This window comes from Agathobaculum sp. (assembly GCF_050946325.1).
Classification (GTDB): domain Bacteria; phylum Bacillota; class Clostridia; order Oscillospirales; family Butyricicoccaceae; genus Agathobaculum.
Genome location: NZ_JBMNUP010000020.1, coordinates 1 through 19,503 on the forward strand (window position 1 = coordinate 1; position 19,503 = coordinate 19,503).

The 19,503-nt window shown below is 56.9% G+C and carries 16 protein-coding genes; 12 read left to right on the top strand and 4 right to left on the bottom strand.

Translation table 11 applies throughout. The features are described from left to right. Window positions 1–94 precede the first annotated feature (94 nt). The 4 genes from whiA to ACOYIE_RS03110 all read left to right on the top strand — a co-directional run bounded on the left by whiA (window position 95) and on the right by ACOYIE_RS03110 (window position 6,264). Entirely contained in the window at window positions 95–991 is an 897-nt protein-coding gene (whiA, locus tag ACOYIE_RS03095) for a DNA-binding protein WhiA (RefSeq protein WP_433410687.1), read from the top strand. 1 nt (window position 992) lies between these two features. After that, entirely contained in the window at window positions 993–4,508 is a 3,516-nt protein-coding gene (locus tag ACOYIE_RS03100; protein ID WP_433410688.1) for a DNA polymerase III subunit alpha, read from the top strand. Between the two features lie 68 nt (window positions 4,509–4,576). Continuing rightward, window positions 4,577–5,551 carry a 6-phosphofructokinase gene (gene pfkA / locus ACOYIE_RS03105; RefSeq protein ID WP_433410690.1) on the top strand — a complete coding sequence of 325 codons (975 nt, stop codon included), beginning with the start codon at window positions 4,577–4,579 and terminating at the stop codon, window positions 5,549–5,551. Beyond that, the gene (locus tag ACOYIE_RS03110) at window positions 5,551–6,264 is read left to right on the top strand and encodes an SDR family NAD(P)-dependent oxidoreductase (protein ID WP_433410692.1); all 714 of its coding nucleotides are present in this window, start codon (window positions 5,551–5,553) and stop codon (window positions 6,262–6,264) included. Before pfkA ends, ACOYIE_RS03110 begins: the two co-directional genes overlap by 1 nt. Before the next feature lie 66 nt (window positions 6,265–6,330). On the opposite strand, the gene ACOYIE_RS03115 is transcribed toward ACOYIE_RS03110, so the two are convergent. Next, window positions 6,331–6,987, bottom strand: a complete 657-nt coding sequence (locus ACOYIE_RS03115; RefSeq protein WP_433410693.1) for a TIGR01906 family membrane protein — start codon at window positions 6,985–6,987, stop codon at window positions 6,331–6,333. Continuing rightward, on the bottom strand, window positions 6,984–7,610 hold the full coding sequence (locus ACOYIE_RS03120; protein ID WP_433410695.1) for a lysoplasmalogenase family protein: 627 nt from the start codon (window positions 7,608–7,610) through the stop codon (window positions 6,984–6,986). Before ACOYIE_RS03120 ends, ACOYIE_RS03115 begins: the two co-directional genes overlap by 4 nt. A gap of 146 nt (window positions 7,611–7,756) precedes the next feature. Between ACOYIE_RS03120 and ACOYIE_RS03125 the strand changes: the two genes are divergently transcribed. The 3 genes from ACOYIE_RS03125 (at window position 7,757) to thrS (ending at window position 12,244) form a co-directional block, all read left to right on the top strand. Beyond that, complete coding sequence (locus ACOYIE_RS03125) at window positions 7,757–8,293, top strand: YcxB family protein (RefSeq protein ID WP_433410697.1); 537 nt, start codon at window positions 7,757–7,759, stop codon at window positions 8,291–8,293. A 99-nt stretch (window positions 8,294–8,392) separates the two neighbouring features. Next, the gene (locus tag ACOYIE_RS03130) at window positions 8,393–10,093 is read left to right on the top strand and encodes a serpin family protein (RefSeq protein WP_433410699.1); all 1,701 of its coding nucleotides are present in this window, start codon (window positions 8,393–8,395) and stop codon (window positions 10,091–10,093) included. A 360-nt stretch (window positions 10,094–10,453) separates the two neighbouring features. Then, window positions 10,454–12,244, top strand: a complete 1,791-nt coding sequence (gene thrS, locus ACOYIE_RS03135; protein ID WP_433410701.1) for a threonine--tRNA ligase — start codon at window positions 10,454–10,456, stop codon at window positions 12,242–12,244. A 21-nt stretch (window positions 12,245–12,265) separates the two neighbouring features. Here thrS and ACOYIE_RS03140 read toward each other — a convergent pair whose 3' ends face one another. Then, window positions 12,266–12,559 (bottom strand): carboxypeptidase-like regulatory domain-containing protein, encoded by a 294-nt coding sequence (locus ACOYIE_RS03140; protein ID WP_433410703.1) that lies wholly within the window; start codon window positions 12,557–12,559, stop codon window positions 12,266–12,268. Window positions 12,560–12,679: 120 nt separating this feature from the next. Here ACOYIE_RS03140 and proS point away from each other — a divergent pair, with 120 nt between their 5' ends. The 3 genes from proS to ACOYIE_RS03155 all read left to right on the top strand — a co-directional run bounded on the left by proS (window position 12,680) and on the right by ACOYIE_RS03155 (window position 16,614). Continuing rightward, window positions 12,680–14,119 carry a proline--tRNA ligase gene (gene proS, locus ACOYIE_RS03145; RefSeq protein WP_433410704.1) on the top strand — a complete coding sequence of 480 codons (1,440 nt, stop codon included), beginning with the start codon at window positions 12,680–12,682 and terminating at the stop codon, window positions 14,117–14,119. A 45-nt stretch (window positions 14,120–14,164) separates the two neighbouring features. Continuing rightward, window positions 14,165–15,043 (top strand): mechanosensitive ion channel family protein, encoded by an 879-nt coding sequence (locus ACOYIE_RS03150; protein ID WP_433410706.1) that lies wholly within the window; start codon window positions 14,165–14,167, stop codon window positions 15,041–15,043. 173 nt (window positions 15,044–15,216) lie between these two features. Next, the gene (locus tag ACOYIE_RS03155) at window positions 15,217–16,614 is read left to right on the top strand and encodes a DUF6612 family protein (RefSeq protein ID WP_433410708.1); all 1,398 of its coding nucleotides are present in this window, start codon (window positions 15,217–15,219) and stop codon (window positions 16,612–16,614) included. A gap of 54 nt (window positions 16,615–16,668) precedes the next feature. Here the strand turns inward: ACOYIE_RS03155 and ACOYIE_RS03160 are convergent, their stop codons facing one another. Next, entirely contained in the window at window positions 16,669–17,613 is a 945-nt protein-coding gene (locus tag ACOYIE_RS03160; RefSeq protein WP_433410709.1) for an L-lactate dehydrogenase, read from the bottom strand. A 111-nt stretch (window positions 17,614–17,724) separates the two neighbouring features. Here ACOYIE_RS03160 and ACOYIE_RS03165 point away from each other — a divergent pair, with 111 nt between their 5' ends. Together ACOYIE_RS03165 and ACOYIE_RS03170 are read left to right on the top strand one after the other, a co-directional pair. Then, a complete protein-coding gene (locus tag ACOYIE_RS03165; RefSeq protein WP_433410711.1) occupies window positions 17,725–18,990 on the top strand; it encodes an S-layer homology domain-containing protein in 1,266 nt (421 codons plus the stop codon). 199 nt (window positions 18,991–19,189) lie between these two features. Continuing rightward, on the top strand, window positions 19,190–19,503 hold a 314-nt coding region (locus tag ACOYIE_RS03170; protein WP_433410712.1), incomplete at its 3' end, for a hypothetical protein.

Genomic DNA, 19,503 nt, shown 5'->3' on the forward strand with positions numbered 1-19,503 from the left:
CGAAGCGCTGAGCGAACACCTGCGCGGCAGGGAATACGGCGTGATCACCATGCACCGCGATTATCACAGGTAAAGCAAGTTAAAGGAGCGGACTATGTCCTTTTCGACCCAGGTGAAAAATGAACTCTGCCGGGCGGCAATGCATCGGCCGTGCTGCATCCGCGCGGAGGCATATGGAGCCCTGCTGCATGCAACCATTTTTTCGCATCGCGAAATTCGTCTGAATACGGAAAATGCGGAGATCGCGCGCAGATTGCAGCTTTTGCTGCGGCGCGCTTTCTCTGTGGACTGTGCGCCGAGGCAGGCGGGGAGCAAAATACAGCTTGTGCTGGAACACGCAGAGCAGCTGGGCCATATTTTTGACGCGCTTGGATACGACCTGAAAAATCATGTAACTTATCATATCAATCGGAACGTGCTGGAGGAAGACTGCTGTATTGCAGCTTTTCTGCGCGGCGTGTTCCTGATGGCGGGCACTGTGGCGGGACCGGATAAAAAAAGCCATCTGGAGCTCAAAACAGCGCGGCACAGCCTTGCAGGGGAGGAAACAAGCCTGCTGCTGGACCTGCATCTGTCTCCCAAGATGACCCGCCGCGGCAGCACATATGTGCTGTATTTTAAAGACGGGGCGAGTATTGAGGATTTTCTGACCAGCATCGGCGCGCCGCGCGCGGCGATGGAGCTGATGGAAGCCAAGGTGGAAAAAACGCTGCGCAACACCATCAACCGGCAGGTAAATTGTGAAACCGCCAACATGGTAAAAGCGGCGGATGCCTCGGCCCGGCAGGTGGCGGCGATACAGCGTGTGTTGCGCACACATGGGGAGGCGTTCTTCCCAGAGCGCCTGCGGGAGACAGTGCGCCTGCGTCTGGCCTATCCGACCGACAGCCTGGCTGAGCTGGCGGCGCGGTTTGACCCGCCCATTTCCAAGCCGGGCCTCAGCCACCGGCTGAAAAAAATAACCGAGCTTTCCGCAGCGGAGGAAGAATAAAATGACGCCTTTTGCACATCTTCATGTACACAGTGAATACAGCCTGCTGGACGGCGCGTGCCGGATTGAGGGACTGGTTGACCGCGTAGCGGAATTGGGGCAGACTGCCTGCGCGCTGACCGACCACGGCGTGATGTACGGCGTGATTGATTTTTACCGCGCCTGCAAGGTCAGGGGAATCCATCCGGTGATTGGATGCGAGGTGTATGTTGCCCCGCGTTCCCGTCTGGACCGCAGCTATGTGAACGGGGAATGGCACAGCCATCTGATTTTGCTTTGTGAAAATATGACCGGCTACCGCAATTTGATCCATATGGTATCGCTGGGCTTCTCTGAGGGATTTTACATGAAGCCGCGCATTGATATGGAGCTGCTGCGGCAGCACAGCGAGGGACTGATCTGCCTGTCGGCGTGCCTTGCCGGCATGATACCGCGCGCGCTGGCAGACGGCGATATGGACGGCGCGTATGAAATGTGCGAGCAGTTTCTGGAGATTTTTGACCGCGATCACTTCTATCTGGAAATACAGGACCACGGCATTGCTGTGCAGAAAAAAGTCAACGATGGCCTGTACAACCTGGCGGAAGAACTGCAAATTGGCCTTGTTGCCACCAATGACGCGCACTACCTGACCCGAAAGGATGCCAAGATTCAGGACGTTCTGATGTCCATTCAAATGGGAAAGACAGTGGACGACCCGACCCGCATGAAGTTTGAAACGCAGGAGTTTTATATCAAGGACGCGGACGAGATGGCGGCGCTGTTTCCTGAGCATCCCGAGGCGCTGGCCAACACCGTAAAGATCGCGGAGCGCTGCCAGGTGGAATTTGAGTTCGGCAAATACCATCTGCCGGAATTTGATGTGCCTGCGGGATACACGGCGCTGGAATACCTGCAAAAGCTGTGTGCGGAAGGCTTTGCGCAGCGTTATCCGGAGGATGACGGCACCGTGCGCAAGCGGCTGCAATATGAGATCGACATGATCGCCAAGATGGGGTTTGTCGATTATTTTCTGATCGTTTCAGATTTTATCGGCTACGCCAAGCGGCAGGGCATACCGGTAGGGCCGGGGCGCGGCTCGGCCGCAGGCTCAATTGTGTCCTACTGTCTTGGCATCACAGACCTGGACCCGATCCACTATTCCCTGTATTTTGAACGTTTCCTCAATCCGGAGCGCGTTTCCATGCCGGATATCGACGTGGACTTCTGTTATGTGCGCCGGCCGGAAGTCATTGAATATGTCACGGACAAATACGGCAAGGACAGGGTGGCGCAGATCGTCACCTTTGGCACCATGGCGGCGCGCGGCGCGATACGCGACGTAGGGCGGGCGCTGTCCATTCCCTATAACGAGGTGGACGTGGTGGCCAAGCAGGTGCCGAACGAGCTGCACATTACCATTGATAAAGCGCTGTCTGTAAATCCTGAACTGAAAAGGATGTATGACGAAAAACCGCAGGTGCGGGAGCTGATTGATACCGCGCGTGCGCTCGAAGGCATGCCGCGGCACGCTTCGACCCATGCCGCGGGCGTTGTCATCACCAAGGACCCGGTGGATACCTATGTGCCGCTGGCCCGTAATGATGAGCAGATGGTCACGCAGTTTACCATGGTCACGCTGGAGGAGCTGGGGCTGCTCAAGATGGACTTTCTTGGCCTGCGCAACCTGACGGTCATCGCGGATGCGGAAAAGATGATCCGCCGCCATACGCCGGACTTCGATATCGAAAAGGTGGATATGAACGATCCGGCGACTTATGAGATGCTCGGCCGCGGCTCGACAATGGGCGTGTTCCAGCTTGAAAGCGCGGGTATTACCAATGTCGTCACCGGCCTGCGTCCGCAGTCAATTGAAGATATCACGGCGGTTGTGGCGCTGTACCGGCCGGGGCCGATGCAGTCTATCCCGCGGTATATTGAGTGCCGCCATCATCCGGAAAAGGTGACGTACAAGCACCCTCTGCTTGAGCCGATCCTCAAAGTCACTTACGGCTGCATGATCTATCAGGAGCAGGTCATGCAGGTGTTCCAGTCGCTGGCGGGGTATTCGCTCGGCAAGGCGGATATGGTGCGCCGCGCGATGAGCAAAAAGAAAATGAAGGAGCTGGAAAAGGAACGCGTCACGTTTATCCATGGCGACGAGGCGCAGGGGATTGACGGGGCGGTTAAGCGCGGTGTACCCGAGGCGGTTGCGGCCAGCCTGTTTGACGAAATTATGGATTTCGCCAACTATGCCTTCAACAAGGCGCATGCCGTGTGCTATGCGGTGGTTTCGTTCCGCACCGCGTACCTGAAGTGTCATTACCCGAGGGAGTATATGGCGGCGCTGCTGACCAGCGTGCTGGATTCTTCGGATAAGATCTCGGAATATATTCAGGCCGCGCGGGAAATGGATATCCGCGTGCTGCCGCCGGATGTCAATGAGTCGGACGATGGTTTTTCGGTCTCAGGGCAGGATATTCGCTTTGGCCTTGCGGCGGTCAAGGGCGTTGGCCGCTCGTTTATGAAGCAGCTGGTGCAGGAACGTGAGACGAACGGCTTGTTTGCTTCTTTTCAGGATTTCTGCGAGCGCATGTATGACAGGGAGCTCAACCGCCGCGCGCTGGAGAATCTGATCAAGGCCGGCGCGTTTGATTCACTGGGCGGCCGCCGCAGCCAGCTGCTGCAAATTGCGGGCGCGGTGGTTGACGCAATTGCGCAGAGCCGCAAAAAGAATATAGAGGGCCAGATGGATTTGTTCGGCATGGGCAATGACGCAGTGCAGGACAGCCAGATTGCGCTGCCGGATATTCCGGAGGTCTCCAAGCGGGAGCTGCTCGCCATGGAAAAGGAGACGACAGGGCTGTACCTGTCCGGCCACCCGATGGACGAATACCGCGCGCTGTCCCGCAAAGCGGAAGCCGCGCCCATCCGGCGGATTATTGACGATCTGGCGGGCGAGAGCGCGGAACCGTTGTACAGGGACGGCATGACGGTTCGGCTGGCGTGCGTTATCACGCATGTGCGGCTCAAATCCACCAAAAACGGTTCGATGATGGCTTATGTGACGGCAGAGGACGAAACAGCGGCGATTGAGCTGGTTGTTTTCTCGCGCGCGCTGCAAAAATGCGGCGCCTATCTGGTGGAGGACAGCGCTGTGCTGCTGACCGGTAAAATTGATGCGCGGGAAGATGAAGCGCCCAAAGTGCTGCTTGACGAGGCGCAGCCGCTGACCGAGAGCGCGGTCAGCGTTGCCCTGCAAAAAGAAAATCCGCAGCAGCCGGTTTTCAGCGGCAGTCAGGCGGCGCAGCTTGCGCCGCGCAAGCTGTTTTTGCGCATTGCCAGTATGGACAGCGGCCAGTGGCCGAAAATCAGGGATATTTTGCAGACGCAGCCGGGCGATACGCCGGTATACCTCTATCCGATGGATACGAAAAAGCGCAAACTGGCGGCGCGGCAGTACTGGTGCCAGCCCGATGTGCAGCTTCTGGAAAAATTACGCTTTCTCTTGGGCGAAGAAGATGTTATAATGCAGTAAGAGAAACGTGCGTTTGAAAAACATGTTTTTTATCAAGAATTTAAAGATACCGATATGGGAGGCTTATTATGGATAAGCAGATTCGCAGAATTGGCGTACTGACCAGCGGAGGAGACGCGCCCGGCATGAATGCGCTCATCCGCGCCGTGGTGCGGACCGCGTCGGCGCATGATATTTCCGTGCTGGGCATCCGCCGCGGATACAGCGGCCTGATTAACGGCGATATCATTGAAATGCAGGCGCGCAGTGTGGACGGCATCATCCGCAAGGGCGGCACGATGCTGTATACGGCCCGCTGCAAGGAAATGATGACCGAGGAGGGGCTGCAAAAGGCTGCGGACACCTGCAAATACCTTGGCATTGACGGATTGATCTGCTGCGGCGGTGACGGTACGTTCCGCGGTGCGCAGGCACTGTCCCGCAAGGGGGTGCCGTGCATTGGCGTACCCGGCACAATTGACAACGATATTGTCTGCACGGACTATACCATTGGTTTTGATACCGCCTGCAATACGGCAATTGAATGTATCGACAAGCTGCGGGACACCATGCAGTCGCATGAGCGTTGCTCGGTGGTTGAGGTAATGGGCCGCCGCGCGGGCCATCTGGCGCTGCATGTTGGCTGTGCGGTTGGCGCAACGGCAATCTGCCTGCCTGAGCGTGAGCTGGATTTTGATACGGAAATTATTGAAAAGATGCGCGTCGGCCGCATTAAGGGCCGCAACCATCACATTATTATTGTGGCAGAGGGTTACGGTTCGGCGCAGGAAGTGGCTGACCGGATTCATGAGGCAACCGGCATTGATACGCGTGTGACCATTCTGGGACATATTCAGCGCGGCGGCTCTCCCTCTGCGCGCGACCGTACCATGGCGACCCGTATGGGCTATGAGGCGGTGAAGGCGCTGGAGGAAGGAAAGTCCAACCGCGTTATCGTATTTGACGATAACCGTGTGACCGATCTGGATATTGAAGAAGGTCTGGCGCGTCAAAAGGATTTGGAACAGGACCTGTTTGAAGCGCAGCAAACGGTTGCAATCTGATGCGGAAAGCAGTTTGGATTACGGGCGGCTCCCGCGGCATTGGGGCGGCGTGTGTGCGCGTTTTTGCAGCGGAAGGCTGGCGCGTGGCGTTTACCTATCGAAGCAGCGCGGCGCAGGCAGAAAAGCTGGCAGAGGAAACGGGGGCGCTGGCCGTTTGCGCGGATGCGTCGGACGGAGCCGCCGTGCAGGCTGCCTATGCGCAGACTTGCGGCCGGCTGGGCGCGCCCTATGCGCTGGTGTGCAATGCTGGCATCGCAGAGCAGAAAATGTTCCAGGACCTGACGGACGCGGATTGGCAGCGCATGCTGGACGTGAACCTTCTGGGCACGGTGCGCGCGGTGCGCGCGGCGCTGCCGGATATGCTGCACAGAAAAAACGGCAGTATTGTTACCGTCTCCTCCATGTGGGGACAGTACGGCGCTTCGTGTGAGAGCCACTATGCCGCAAGCAAAGCTGCGCTGATTGGACTGACCAAGTCGCTGGCGCTGGAACTCGGGCCGTCGGGGATTCGCGTCAACTGCGTTGCGCCGGGCGTGATTGATACCGACATGAACGCGATGCACAGCGAACAAACCATGCGTGAACTGGCGGATGAAACGCCGCTTTGCCGCATTGGCACGGCGGCAGAGATTGCGGACAGCATCCTCTATTTGAGTTCAGACAGAGCTTCCTTTATTACCGGACAAGTGCTCGGCGTAACAGGCGGGCTCTGATAAACAGAAAAGCATCCCTGCGCGGCCTCAGCCGCGCGGGGATGCTTTTGTATGCAGTAAATGGCGTTATTTCCGCCGTGCTGAGAGCCAGTGCGCCGCAGCCGCGGTCAGCCATGCTCCGCCAAGCGAAATGCCGAGCACAAGCGCGCCCGTCCGTGCCCAGAAAGCCTCGGGCAGAATCAGAATGATTTCATCGGTGCGCCAGTCAAACATCCAGTTGGTTTTGCCGGGGAAAAAGATGCGGTGAAAAGCGGTAAACAGACTGTCAAAGTCCAAAAGCGCCCAGATTGCGGCAAGCAAAAACAGCAATGTCAGCCCGGCTGCGGCCCAGAACGCGGGACTGCGGCCGAGAAAACGATGGAAAGGCAGCCGGCCTGCCCTGCGCAGCAGCGCCAGTAGCGCAAGTACGGCAGCGGAAAACCCAAGCAGGACAAAATTCAGCTGAAACAGCGCCTTGCAGTCCTGAAAATGGGCTTTTCCGCTTTCCGACCACTTGAGGGCTCCGGTGCCGAACGGTTCGTCCCACACCAGGTAGTCCATGACATCGTCATACGCTTCGCGGATGGTCTGCCGGTCCAGCCCAGTCTGTGCAGGCAGCTCCAGCGCGTCCGCCTGCGCATAGTAGAACGGGCGGCACAGAATGGGAACGGATACGGCCGCTGTCAGCCAGAACAGCGCAAGACAAAGAGAAAGCAGCAGGGACAGGGCTTTTGATGGTTTCATATTTCCTCTCCAATCTGTGCAGAAAGCACAATCAAAACCTGCGAGGGCAGGTAAAACAGCCACATGGCAACGCGCGTAAAGCTGTTTTGCAGACCGATGTTCCATGCGCCGACGCACAGGTCGCAGCAGATGAACAGCGCAAGGCCAAGGGCAAAAACGGCAGCCCGCCGGCTTTGACGGCGCAGGGAAAAGGCTTCGGCTGCATTGCAGACCAGTCCGGTGAAATAGAATGCAGCGGCGGAAAAAAGTGCATCTGCGCCGAGCGGGAGCAGCGCAAGCGGCAGCAATCGTACCGCAAGCAGCGGGCGGACGAGGCGCCCGCGCAAACATGCAAGGCGGCACAGATAAACAAGCTGCACCGCGCAAAAAAGAAGAACGCCGGCAAGGTAGTGCCGGTCCAGCACCAACAGAAACCAGTCCGCCCCCACTGTGAGCGTGAGCGCAAGGGCGGTAAGACGACCGTCCACCGTGCGAAGACTGCCCAGCGCGGCCAGCAGGCACAGCAAGATGGCTGCAAATTTAATGGGTACGCTGTTGCCGCACGCGGTTAAATCAAGCAGCACAAACCATGCGTACAGCAGTGCGGCGAGCCAGATGAATGCCCGCCGGAGCGAGCGCGTCATGGCATCGCCTCCTGTTATGCGGATATATGGTTTATCATACCCCAGGCGGCAGTGTGCGTCAAGTGTATGCAGGCTGCGGATAGGCTTGCAATTGTCTGTATAATCGGGTACAATAGGGAAAACAGAACAAAGGGGAAGTTTTTCGCATGGAGTTGCATTACGATATTACCCGACAGGACTATATTGATTTTAACCTGAATTATTTTAATCATAACGCGGTTGTGCAGCGCAGCATCAAAATGACGCGCATCGGCACGGCGGCGCTTGTGATTGTGGGCGGCACGGCGCTGATGTACTGGCTGGGGTCGCTGAACGTGTGGTCCATCGCGGTGTATACCGCAATGGCGGCGGTGTGTTTTTTTGGCACACCCTGGTATATGCGCCGCAAGGTAATCAAGAATGTGGACCGGATTTTGAGCCGTGCAAATAACAAGCAGGTATGCGGCGCAAAAACGCTCATCCTGCGGGATGATTCGTTTGAACTGGTGGGGGAGAATGAAGATACCGTGTATCAGTATGCCGCCGTTCAGCGCACTGCGAGCGACGAAGGGCATTACTATGTGTTTGTGGACGAATTTTCCGCTGTGATTGTTCCGTTTTCCGCGTTTGAAAGTGAAGCGCAGAAGCAGGAGTTTTATACACGCATTACGGCCTGTATTGAAGACGAAGCGCTCAAACTGTGAAAAAAGCTCCCTTTTGGGAGCTTTTTTGTGCAAATCAGGGAACTATCCGGAAGGCTGCGCGTCTAACCGGACAAACAACAGAGAACGGAGGGAGCTTTGATGAAAAAGAAGATTCTGGCGTGGGCGCTGATGCTGTGCATGGCACTTCCCATCGGCGCGGGTGCGGCGGCGCGGCCGGCAGATCTGCCCAAGACGGCGACGCGCGGTCATTTTTTGCAGGCGCTGGCGCAGAGCGCGGGAGAAAATCTGGAAGACAGCGCATGGATTCAAATGGAGGCATATTTTACGGACGGCGCCAAAGCAGACGCCGCGGCCAAGTGGGCGTTTGCCAAGTGGATTCTCAACGGCAGCGGCGCGGGGGATAAGGCCGCGTTGCGACTGGACGCTCCCATCACCCGGCAGGAAGCGGCGGCTTTTCTGGGACGGTATCTGGATTACCGCTACACCGAGCTGCCCGCCGGTTGCGGCACCGGCGCGCCCCAAATGGACAATGTTGCCGCATGGGCGCAGGACGGCGTGATGAAATGCTGGCTGTATCGCGTGATCGACACGGGCGATGCGCTGGATTTCCGGCCGGAGGGTCTGGTATCCGGTACAGAGGCTGCGCAGTGGATCGCGGCGGCAAACGCTGTGCAGGCCAGTGCGATCATCGCGCCGGAACAGCCGGCCTTTGCTGACGATCTGGTGCGCAAACTGGAAACGAAGGACAACTGGGCGGTTTCCCCGTATTCCATCCGGATGTGCTTGGCGATGCTGGCAAATGGCGCAAAGGGCGAAACGCAGCAGGAGCTGCTCACCGCCCTGCGTATCGACGATCTGGATGCGTTCAACCAGAGCATCAAGGAGCTGCTCGCGACCTATGACAGCTATGCGCGCATCATGTCGCTGGAAACGGCAAATTCCCTGTGGCTCAACCAGAGCTGGTTTGACGGAAAAGGCGAATTTCTGCCGGAGTTTGCGCGCAAAATGGAGGACAATTACCGCGCCGCGGCAGAGGAGGTCACAAACCGGAATTCGGTCGAGCGGGTCAACGCATGGGTAAACGAAAAGACGCACGGCAAAATTCCGTCCGTTTTGACCGAGGATAACCGCGAATTTGTAACGGCGCTGGTCAATGCCGTGTATTTCAAGGCGGCATGGGCAAAGGAGTTCCCCGCCCGGCGGACGGAAAAGGCGGAGTTCACCAATGCGGACGGTACAAAGGCCAAGGTCGATATGATGCACCAGACCGATTCTTTCGGCTATTACGCAACGCCCGGCGCGCAGGCGCTGAAAATGGATTACCGCAAGTACGCGGTGGACAATGCGGAGGGCGACAACTGGGAATTTTTCCGCGATGCGGATTTCAGCATGTACCTCATCAAGGCGGACAAGGGGCTGGACGTGCAGCATTTTCTGGACAGCGCGGACTTTTCCAAGGGCAGCGGGGAGATTCGAGTGGCCGTGCCCAAGTTCAAGGTGGAGTACGGCGCGGCGCTGGATGACGCGCTGCGGGCGCTCGGCGTTCAAACGGCATATGATGCGGAGCAGGCAGATTTGACCGCGATGCTGGACCCCACGGGGCTGCCGGACAAACAGCATTTTCTGGATACGGTGCTGCACAAGACCTACATCGCCGTGGACGAAAAGGGGACGGAAGCGGCCGCTGTGACCGCCGCGATGGATGGCGCCGGTTCGGCGATGCCCGAGCGTCCCGCGCTGGTGCGTGAATTTACCGCGGATGAACCGTTCTACTTTGCCATTCGGGATAACGCGGCAGGGGAGCTTCTGTTCGTCGGCCGGTATGAGAAGGCGGTGTAAGAATAGCGGCGAAACGCTTGACAAAGCGGCGTTTTGGGTATAAAATAGGAACATTCATAACAAAAAAGCGATGACGGAAATCCTGTCAGTACCCGGAAAGCGTTTTGGAGAGAGTGAACGCCGCGGCTGAAAGCGTTTGCAGACGTGGGGAGGGCAGAACCGATTCCCGAGCCGCACGGCGGAACCATGCAGTATGCCGTGCCGTCTTGTCCGCGTTACGGGCTTCCGAGCGGCTTTCCGCGCCTGAAAAGGGCGGAGGGCAAGCAGGGTGGAACCGTGGGATTTATACTCTCACCCCTGACACATCGTTAGGGGTGGGAGTTTTTCTTTTGCCCCGTAAAGTTTTAAGGAGGAACTACCATGTCCGAAGAAAACAAGTATACGTTTGAAAATCCGGAATATCGCGATACCTATCGTCATACGGTTTCGCATATTCTGGCGCAGGCGGTCAAGCGTCTGTATCCGGAAGTAAAGCTTGCCATCGGTCCGGCGATTGAGAACGGGTTTTACTATGATTTTGATGCGCCGTTCTCTTTCACGCAGGAGCATCTGGACGCGCTCGAAGCCGAGATGAAGAAAATCTGCAAGGAAAAGCTCAAGCTTGAGCGCTTTGAGCTGCCGCGCGCAGAGGCGATTCAGTTCATGGAGGAGCGGGACGAGCCGTACAAGGTCGAGCTCATCAACGACCTGCCCGAGGATGCGACGATTTCGTTCTACAAGCAGGGCGACTTTACCGACCTGTGCGCAGGCCCGCATCTGGACTCCACCGGCCGCGTCAAGGGCAACGCAATCAAGCTGCTGAGTGCGACGGGTGCATACTGGCGCGGTGATTCCAACCGCAAGATGCTCCAGCGTATCTACGGCACGGCTTTCCCGAAGAAGGATGAGCTGGATGCCTACCTTGCAGCGGTCGAGGAAGCAAAAAAGCGTGACCATAATAAATTGGGCCGTGAGCTGGAGTATTTCACGACGGTTGACTATATCGGACAGGGACTGCCGATCATGCTGCCGAAGGGCGCGCGCACCATTCAGATTTTGCAGCGCTGGATTGAAGATGAGGAACAGAAGCGCGGCTATCTGCTGACCAAGACCCCGCTGATGGCAAAGCGCGACCTGTATCGCATCTCCGGCCACTGGGATCATTACCTGGATGGCATGTTTATTCTGGGTGACCCGCATGACGAGGAGAAGGAATGCTTTGCATTGCGTCCGATGACCTGCCCGTTCCAGTATCAGGTATTCCTGAACCGCGCCCGTTCGTACCGCGATTTGCCGATGCGTTTGGGCGAGACCTCGACCCTGTTCCGCAATGAGGATTCGGGCGAGATGCATGGCCTCATCCGCGTGCGTCAGTTCACCATTTCTGAGGGACATCTGATCCTTCGTCCCGATCAGCTCGAGGAAGAGTTCAAGGGCTGCCTGGATCTGGCAAAGTATTGTCTGGATACGCTCGGCCTGCTTGAAAAATGTACTTTCCGCTTCTCGCAGTGGGATCCGGCAAATCCGGGCAATAAGTACGAAGGCACTGCGGAGCAGTGGGAACTGGCGCAGAACACCATGGCGCACATCCTCGATGATCTGGGTGTAAATTATGTGGTTGGAATCGACGAAGCAGCGTTCTATGGCCCCAAGCTGGACATCCAGTATAAGAATGTCCACGGCAAGGAAGATACGCTCATTACAATTCAGATTGACATGCTGCTCGCCCAGAAGTTTGGCATGGAGTATACCGACGCGGATGGTCAGAAGAAAACGCCGTATATCATCCACCGTACCTCGATGGGATGCTACGAGCGCACGCTGGCATACCTCATTGAAGAGTATGCGGGCGCTCTGCCGACCTGGATGGCGCCTGAGCAGGTTCGCATGATGCCGATGACCGACCGCAACGTTGATTATGCTTACGCCATTAAGGAGCAGCTTGAAAAGCATGGTTTCCGCGTAGAAATGGATGCGCGCAATGAAAAAATCGGCAAGAAGATTCGCGAGGCACAGCTCGAAAAGGTACCGTATATGCTGGTGCTTGGCGACAAGGACGAGGAAAAGGGCATTATCTCGGTGCGTGACCGCAAGACCGGCGAAACCACGCAGATGGAGCTTTCTGAGTTTATCGAAAAGCTGACCTATGAGGTAAAGGAGAAGCTCAAGTAAGCGTTTTCTCTCTGTGCACCGCTATGGCAGGGTGCGGACTTCGTCCGAGGCTTTGAACACGGTGACGTGGTACAGCTGCCCTGCCTCGAGCGGGCCAAAGGCAAACCGGCCGAGTTCGTCCGTATAGACGGCGCCGACCGGCCTCGTGGGTGCGTCCGCAAGATAAAAGGTGACAAGCGCCGCCTCGACGGGACGTTCGGCGGCATCCAGCACGGTGCCTGTCAGCGCGGGACGCTGATCTGGCGCAAGAATGGATGCCGCATCGACCAGCTCGCGTGCAGCCGGTTTGACATAGAAAGAATGAGAAAAATTCATGAAGCAACCCTCGCATATCGTTTGTTGGCAGCCCCATTCCGGCGGAATGCGGCGCAGGGCTGCCGGAAATGAAGCAGATACCTTATTTTATGAAACAGACAAGGAAAAGGTGAAATACGCATGGCAGATAAGAAAAAACTGGTGAGCGAGATCACATCCATGGACGTGGATTTTGCCCAGTGGTATACCGATATCGTCAAAAAGGCAGAGATGATTGACTACTCTTCAGTCAAGGGCTGCGTGATTATGCGTCCCTATGCGCAGGCGATTTGGGAAAATATTCAGCACACGCTGGACGGCATGTTCAAGGCAACCGGACATGAGAATGTCGCGATGCCGATCTTCATTCCGGAAAGCCTGCTGCAAAAGGAAAAGGATCATGTAGAAGGCTTTGCACCCGAGGTTGCGTGGGTGACCCACGGTGGCTCGGAAAAGCTGGAGGAACGCCTGTGCGTGCGCCCGACCTCGGAGACGCTGTTCTGCGAGCATTACGCAAAGACGGTCCGTTCCTGGCGCGACCTGCCCAAGCTGTACAACCAGTGGTGCTCGGTCGTCCGCTGGGAAAAGACCACCCGTCCGTTCCTGCGCAGCCGTGAGTTCTGGTGGCAGGAGGGCCACACTGTACACGCGACTGCGGAAGAGGCGATGGAGGAAACGCTGCGCATGCTCAATGTGTATGCCACCTTCTGCGAGGAATATCTGGCGATCCCTGTGCTCAAGGGCGAAAAAACCGAGAAGGAGCGCTTTGCGGGTGCGGAAAAGACGTATACCATCGAGGCGATGATGCACGACGGCAAGGCGCTGCAGTCCGGCACGAGCCATTATTTCGGCAATGGCTTTGCCAAGGCGTTCGATATGCAGTATACGGATAAGAACAACACGCTGCAATATATGGAGCAGACTTCGTGGGGCGTTTCGACCCGCCTGATCGGCGCGATCATCATGACCCACGGCGATAATGAGGGCCTGGTGCTGCCGCCGCGCATCGCGCCGACCCAGTTGGTGGTCATTCCGGTGGCGGCGCACAAGGCCGGCGTTACCGAAAAGGCGCAGGAACTGCTGGAAACCGTCAAGGCGGCCGGCATCCGCGCCAAGATCGACGTTTCGGACAATTCGCCCGGCTGGAAGTTTGCCGAGTATGAGATGAAGGGCGTGCCGCTCCGTCTGGAGGTCGGCCCGCGCGATATCGAAAACGGTCAGTGCGTGCTCGTCCGCCGTGATACCCGCGAAAAGACGGTCTGCAAGTTTGAGGATCTGGCGGCAACCATTCCGGCGCTGCTGGAGGACATCCAGAAGGCGCTGTTTGAAAAGGCGCTGCGTAACCGCGAGGAGCACACCTACACCGCCAAATCGTTGGATGAGATGAAGGAGATCCTGAAGGATCACATCGGTTTTGTCAAGTCCATGTGGTGCGGCGATCGCGCCTGCGAGGAGAAGATCAAGGAAGAGACCGGTATGCCGTCCCGCTGCATGCCGTTTGAGCAGGAGCATATTGCGGATGTCTGTCCGGTATGCGGCAAGCCTGCGAACAAAATGGTCGTTTGGGGCATTGCGTACTGATTATAAGCGCACGGTGGTGCCGCTGCGTGCCGGGGAGGTAGCGGAATGACAGCATGGATGGAGAATTTTGTGCAAAACCGGCTGCCGGAGCTGGCGCTCGGCGCGCTGTTTGTGGCCGCAGCCGTGGCGGTGACGCTGATTGCCTCACGGCTGGTTAACCGGCTGATGTGCCGGCTGATTGAGCGGCAGAAAAAAATAAACAGCGGCAGCGCGACGATTTTGGCGTTTTTCCGTTATATTGCGGTGGCTGCGGTGTATTTTGCCGGCTTTGCCGTGATCGTTTCCAATATTCCTGCGCTGAGCGCGGGGGTAAATAAGGTGCTCGCTGCCGGCGGTATTCTGGCAGTGATCGGCGGTTTGGCCGCGCAGGAGGCGCTGGGCAGCGTAGTCAGCGGTTTGATGATTCTGGCGTTTAAGCCGTTTGTCATCGGCGATGTGGTGCGCTGTGTGGATACGAATATTTCCGGTGTGATTGAAGAGATCACACTGCGGCATACTGCAATCCGCACCTATGAAAATAAGCGTGTGATTGTACCGAACAGCGTGATGAACAGCGCCATCGTAGAAAATGCAGACTATGCGGACAGCCGCGTCTGCGTTTTTCTGGAGATCGGCGTGACCTATGAATCCAACGTACAGCTTGCCAAGCAGCTGCTGGCGGAGACCGTGGCGGCGCAGCCGGATTATCTGGATGTGCGCACACCCGATCAGAAGGCGGAGGGTGCGCCGGAAGTACAGGTTGTTGTGCTGGCCCTGGCCGACAGCGCGGTCACGCTGCGCGCGTCGCTGTGGGCGCGGGATAATGCAACGGCGTTTCGCCTGAAGTGCGCAGTGCAGGAGGAAATCCTGCAGGTATATGAGCGGGCAGGGGTGGAAATTGCTTACCCGCATATGGTTGTTGTGCCCAAGCAGCAAGATGTATAAAAACAAAAAACCGCTTCTCCGGCAGGGAGAAGCGGTTTTTTCTGCCGAAAATTATGAATAAATTGTTAATTTGTCAAATATACAATGAATTTATTTACAAATTTACAGCAATGTGCTAAACTATGTGCAAAGCAGTCGGATGCACTGCGACAAAATAAAAGGAGGAATTATTTATGAAAAAGAAACTGCGTCTGCTTGCGGCAACAGTGCTGGTCGCGGCAGGCCTGGCTGTGACTGCGGGGGCTGCAAGCTTTGATTCCTGTGCGGATAAGCTGCATGATATCGGCCTGTTTCAGGGTACGGGAGAGGGATACGAACTTGACCGTGCGCCAACCCGTGCGGAAGCAGCGACTATGCTGGTCCGCCTGCTTGGCAAAGAGACGGAGGCAAAGGAACTGGAATACACCGCGCCGTTCACCGATCTGGCCAACTGGCAGAAGCCCTATGTGCAGTATCTGTATGAAAACAAGCTGACCAACGGCGCCACCGCCACCACCTTTGAGCCCGAGGAAAAGTGCACTGCGCAGATGTACAGCGCGTTCCTGCTCCGTTCGCTGGGGTATTCCGAAGCGGCGGATGCGGAATATCATTTTGAATACCGTCAGGCGGTTCCGTATGCGTTCTCTATCGGCCTTGCTGATTTTGCATGCCTGCCGCAGAGCGCGACCCAGGGCGATAAGATTTTCCTGCGCGACCATATTGCGGCGATGAGCCTGACCGCGCTGCATACGCCTGTGGCCGGCAAGGATACGCTGCTGCTCGAAAAACTGGTTGCGGACGGTGCGATTGACAAGAATAAGGCGGCGGACCTGCTGTCCTTCTTTGAAGCGTATGACGCTTACCTTGATGCGTCCCTCGATGTGAGCAAGGCCACCAAGGCGGATATGGAGATGAGCATTACGGCCAACATGAAGGCCGGCGGCCAGAAGCTGATGGACATGCAGATGCCGATGAGCATGAAGATGGACATCAATACCTCCAAGATGGACAGCTCCAAAATTGCGATGACCGGTTCGACCAAGATTACGCTTGACCCGTCCATGGTAGAGCAAGGCGAACCGAACACGATGGATATGCCGATTGAGTATTATTATACGGATGGCTACTATTATATGAACATGGGCGGCGAAAAGGTCAAGATGGCTATGAGTTTTGACGATGCCATGGCACAGTTGGGCGATATGACCGAGATGCAGTCGGCCGAGCCGATTTGCCTGATTGACGCAATCCAGACCGCCGGCGGTACGACGACCATCACCTACTCTGACGCAGGGATGAACGGCCTTGTGGAATCCGTCATTGGTCAGATGGGCATCGCAGATCCTGCGGCGCAGGACGTTGCCATCAAGATGGAAAATGTCAAGTGCAGCGCACAGGTCAAGAACGGTAAGCTTTCTGCCATGAACGTTTCCATGACGATGTCCGTAACTGCCGAGGGCCAGACGATTGAGATGGATATGACCGTTGAGAGCAAGATCAATGCGCTCGGCAATCAGGTGAAGGTAACGCTGCCCAGCGACCTCAACACCTATCAGGAAATGGTTGGCGGCGCAGATGCGCCCGCTGCATAAGCTGCATATACGATGACAAAAACCGGAACGGGATTTTCCCGCTCCGGTTTTTTGTTACAGACCGAGCTGCCCAATGAGCTGCTTCATTTTGGTGGCTGATGATTGCAGCGCATGCAGTTCTGTGTCGGACAGCGGGATATCCAGCACAGTTTCCGCGCCGTTTTTGCCCACCACGGCCGGCAGGCCGAGGCAGAGCCCGTCCACACCATAGTGGCCGTGAATCAGCGAGGTGACGGGCAAAACGGAGTGCTCGTCGCGCACAATGGCTTCGGCAATGCGCCGCACGGCCATGCCGATGCCGTAATAGGTTGCACCCTTGCCCTCAATGATGGCATAGGCTGCGCTGCGCACATTTTCATAGATGCGCCGCAGGGTGTCAAAAGAGTCGTCCCGTCCGGTGATGCGGCAGTAGTCCGCCAGGTCAACGCCCGAGACGTTGGCGCTTGACCAGACGGCAAGCTCGCTGTCGCCGTGCTCGCCGATGATGAAGGCGTGTACGTTGCGGCTGTCCACGGCGAGATACTGGCTGACAAGGTATTTGAGCCGCGCGGTATCCAGCACAGTGCCCGAGCCGATGACGCGCCCTGCGGGAAGGCCGGACAAACGCTGCGCCATATAGGTGAGTACATCGACAGGGTTGGAAACGACCAGCAAAACGGCGGACTGATTGACCTCCATCAGCTGCCCGATGATGGAAGACAGAATTTGCCGGTTGCGGTCCAGAAGCGCAATACGGCTTTCACCCGGCTTCTGGTTTGCGCCTGCCGCGATGATAATCAGGCCGCATTCGGCAAGATCGCTGTAGCTGCCGGCGCGGACAAAACAGGGTTTGGCAAAGGCAATGCCGTGGTTGATGTCGGCCGCTTCGCCCTCGGCTTTTTTTGAATTGGCGTCAATCAGAACGATTTCGGAGAAAAGCCCCGATGTTGCAAGCGTGAAGGCGCAGGTTGCGCCGACAAAACCGACGCCGATAATACCGCATTTTTGCAGGCTTGCCATAAGGCAGACACATCCTTTCCATTTGTGATGGTAGTATGCCCGCTTGTGCTTGGAAAACATGCGCCCATGTGCTATAATCATAAAGAGCTTAACCGAAGGAGATACTGCAATATGAAAAAATGGATTCGTACAGTGTGTGCCGGCGCTCTGCTGGCCGGCGCGCTTACGGTTTCGGCATTTGCCGCGGATTTTACCTCCTGTGCCGATCATCTGAAGGAAATGAACCTGTTCCAGGGCACGGGGGACGGCTATGCGCTGGACCGTGCGCCGACCCGCGGGGAAGCGGCGGCTATGCTGGTGCGCCTGCTTGGCAGGGAGCAGCAAGCGAAAGCGCTGGACTATACCGCGCCGTTTACCGATCTTGCCGGGTGGCAAAAACCCTATGTGCAGTATTTATATGAACATGATTTGACGCGCGGCGTTTCTGAAACCTCCTTTGCGCCGGAAGATGGATGCACCGCGCAGATGTATGCGGCATTTTTGCTGCGGGCTTTGGGATACAGCGAGCAGGACGGCGATTTTACTTACCGAAGCACGCTGGACTTTGCCGAAAAGATCGGTTTGTATGATGCCTATACAGTGGATGAAGCGGATTTCCGGCGCGGCCATCTGGCAGCAGCAAGCTATACCGCGCTGTCTATCACGCCGAAGGATGGGCAGGGAACGCTGCTGGACCAGCTTGTGCGGAGTGGGGCGGTGGAACGGACTGCGGCGGCGCCGTATCAGAAGCTGTTTTCGGACTATGCACGCTATCGCAGCGCGACGGCAGGGATGGACAGTCTGCATGCGCTGTCGCTCCGCCAGGAGCTGAAGGTGGATGCGGAGCGTCTTGCGATGCGCAGCCAGGAAACGATATCGGTTGATCTGGCAGCGTCTGTCTCGCTGACGGAGCGCGTGGCGACGATGTCCGCCCCGGGCGCGAAAGACAAGACTTTTACGGCGGAAAGCTATACGGCGGGCGGTTTTCGGTATCTCAAGCAGGACGGAGTTCGTTCGCGCCGCGCGCTGACCGCCGAACAGCAGCGGCTGGCATTTGCCGGCTATGCGCGCTTGCCGGTTGCGATGATTGAAACGATGAGCGTATCGCCTGCGGGCAGTTATACCTTTACCTATGACGCGCAGGGACTGGTGCTGCTGGATGAAATGCTGGACGCCGCCCGCGCCGCCGTGGGCGGGTTTGACGGAATGGAGATCAGCGGACTGACGGTGACGCAGTCTGCCGCAGGCGGCAAAATTGCGTCGCAGAAGGTTGGATTTTCCTTTGCAGCGGACGATATTGCAGGTACGGTACAGAGCGAGACAAAGCTGCTGGCAACAGACGACGCAGTTGCTGTGACCGCTCCGTCCAATTTGGAGCAGTATCCGCTGGTGCAGTAAAATAAGAGAAACGGCGCGGCCCATACGGCCGCGCCGTTTTGCCGTAATGAGCGATAATGTTTCGCCCCGCAAAAGTTAGATGCCGAGAGTCTGTCATTCGGGCAAAACCGGCGCTAAAAGAAAGGGAAGAGGAAGCATTGCGGGAACAAAACTGCTCTTGTCTCGTCAAAGGGGATATAACAGCAAAGGAGGAGATTTTATGAAACGAAGATGGTTTGCACTTCTGCTTGCTGCCGCTGTGCTGTGCGCCGCAGGAATACCGGCGAGTGCGGCAGAGATGGTGGAGCCGCCGACACAGCCGCTGTCGGCAAGGGCAGATGCGCCGGTGGGAGAATTTGCCACTGTGCTGGAAATGCAGATGAAGTCGGGCGCATATTCGTCCATGCTGGTTAAAACGGAAAGCTATGATAAACTGCTGCTGCATTTTTCGGAACAGACGGTGCTGCTGGACACGCAGACAGGGCTGCCTGCTGCGGAGCTTGACATGCAAAAGGGCAACAAGGTTTATATTTA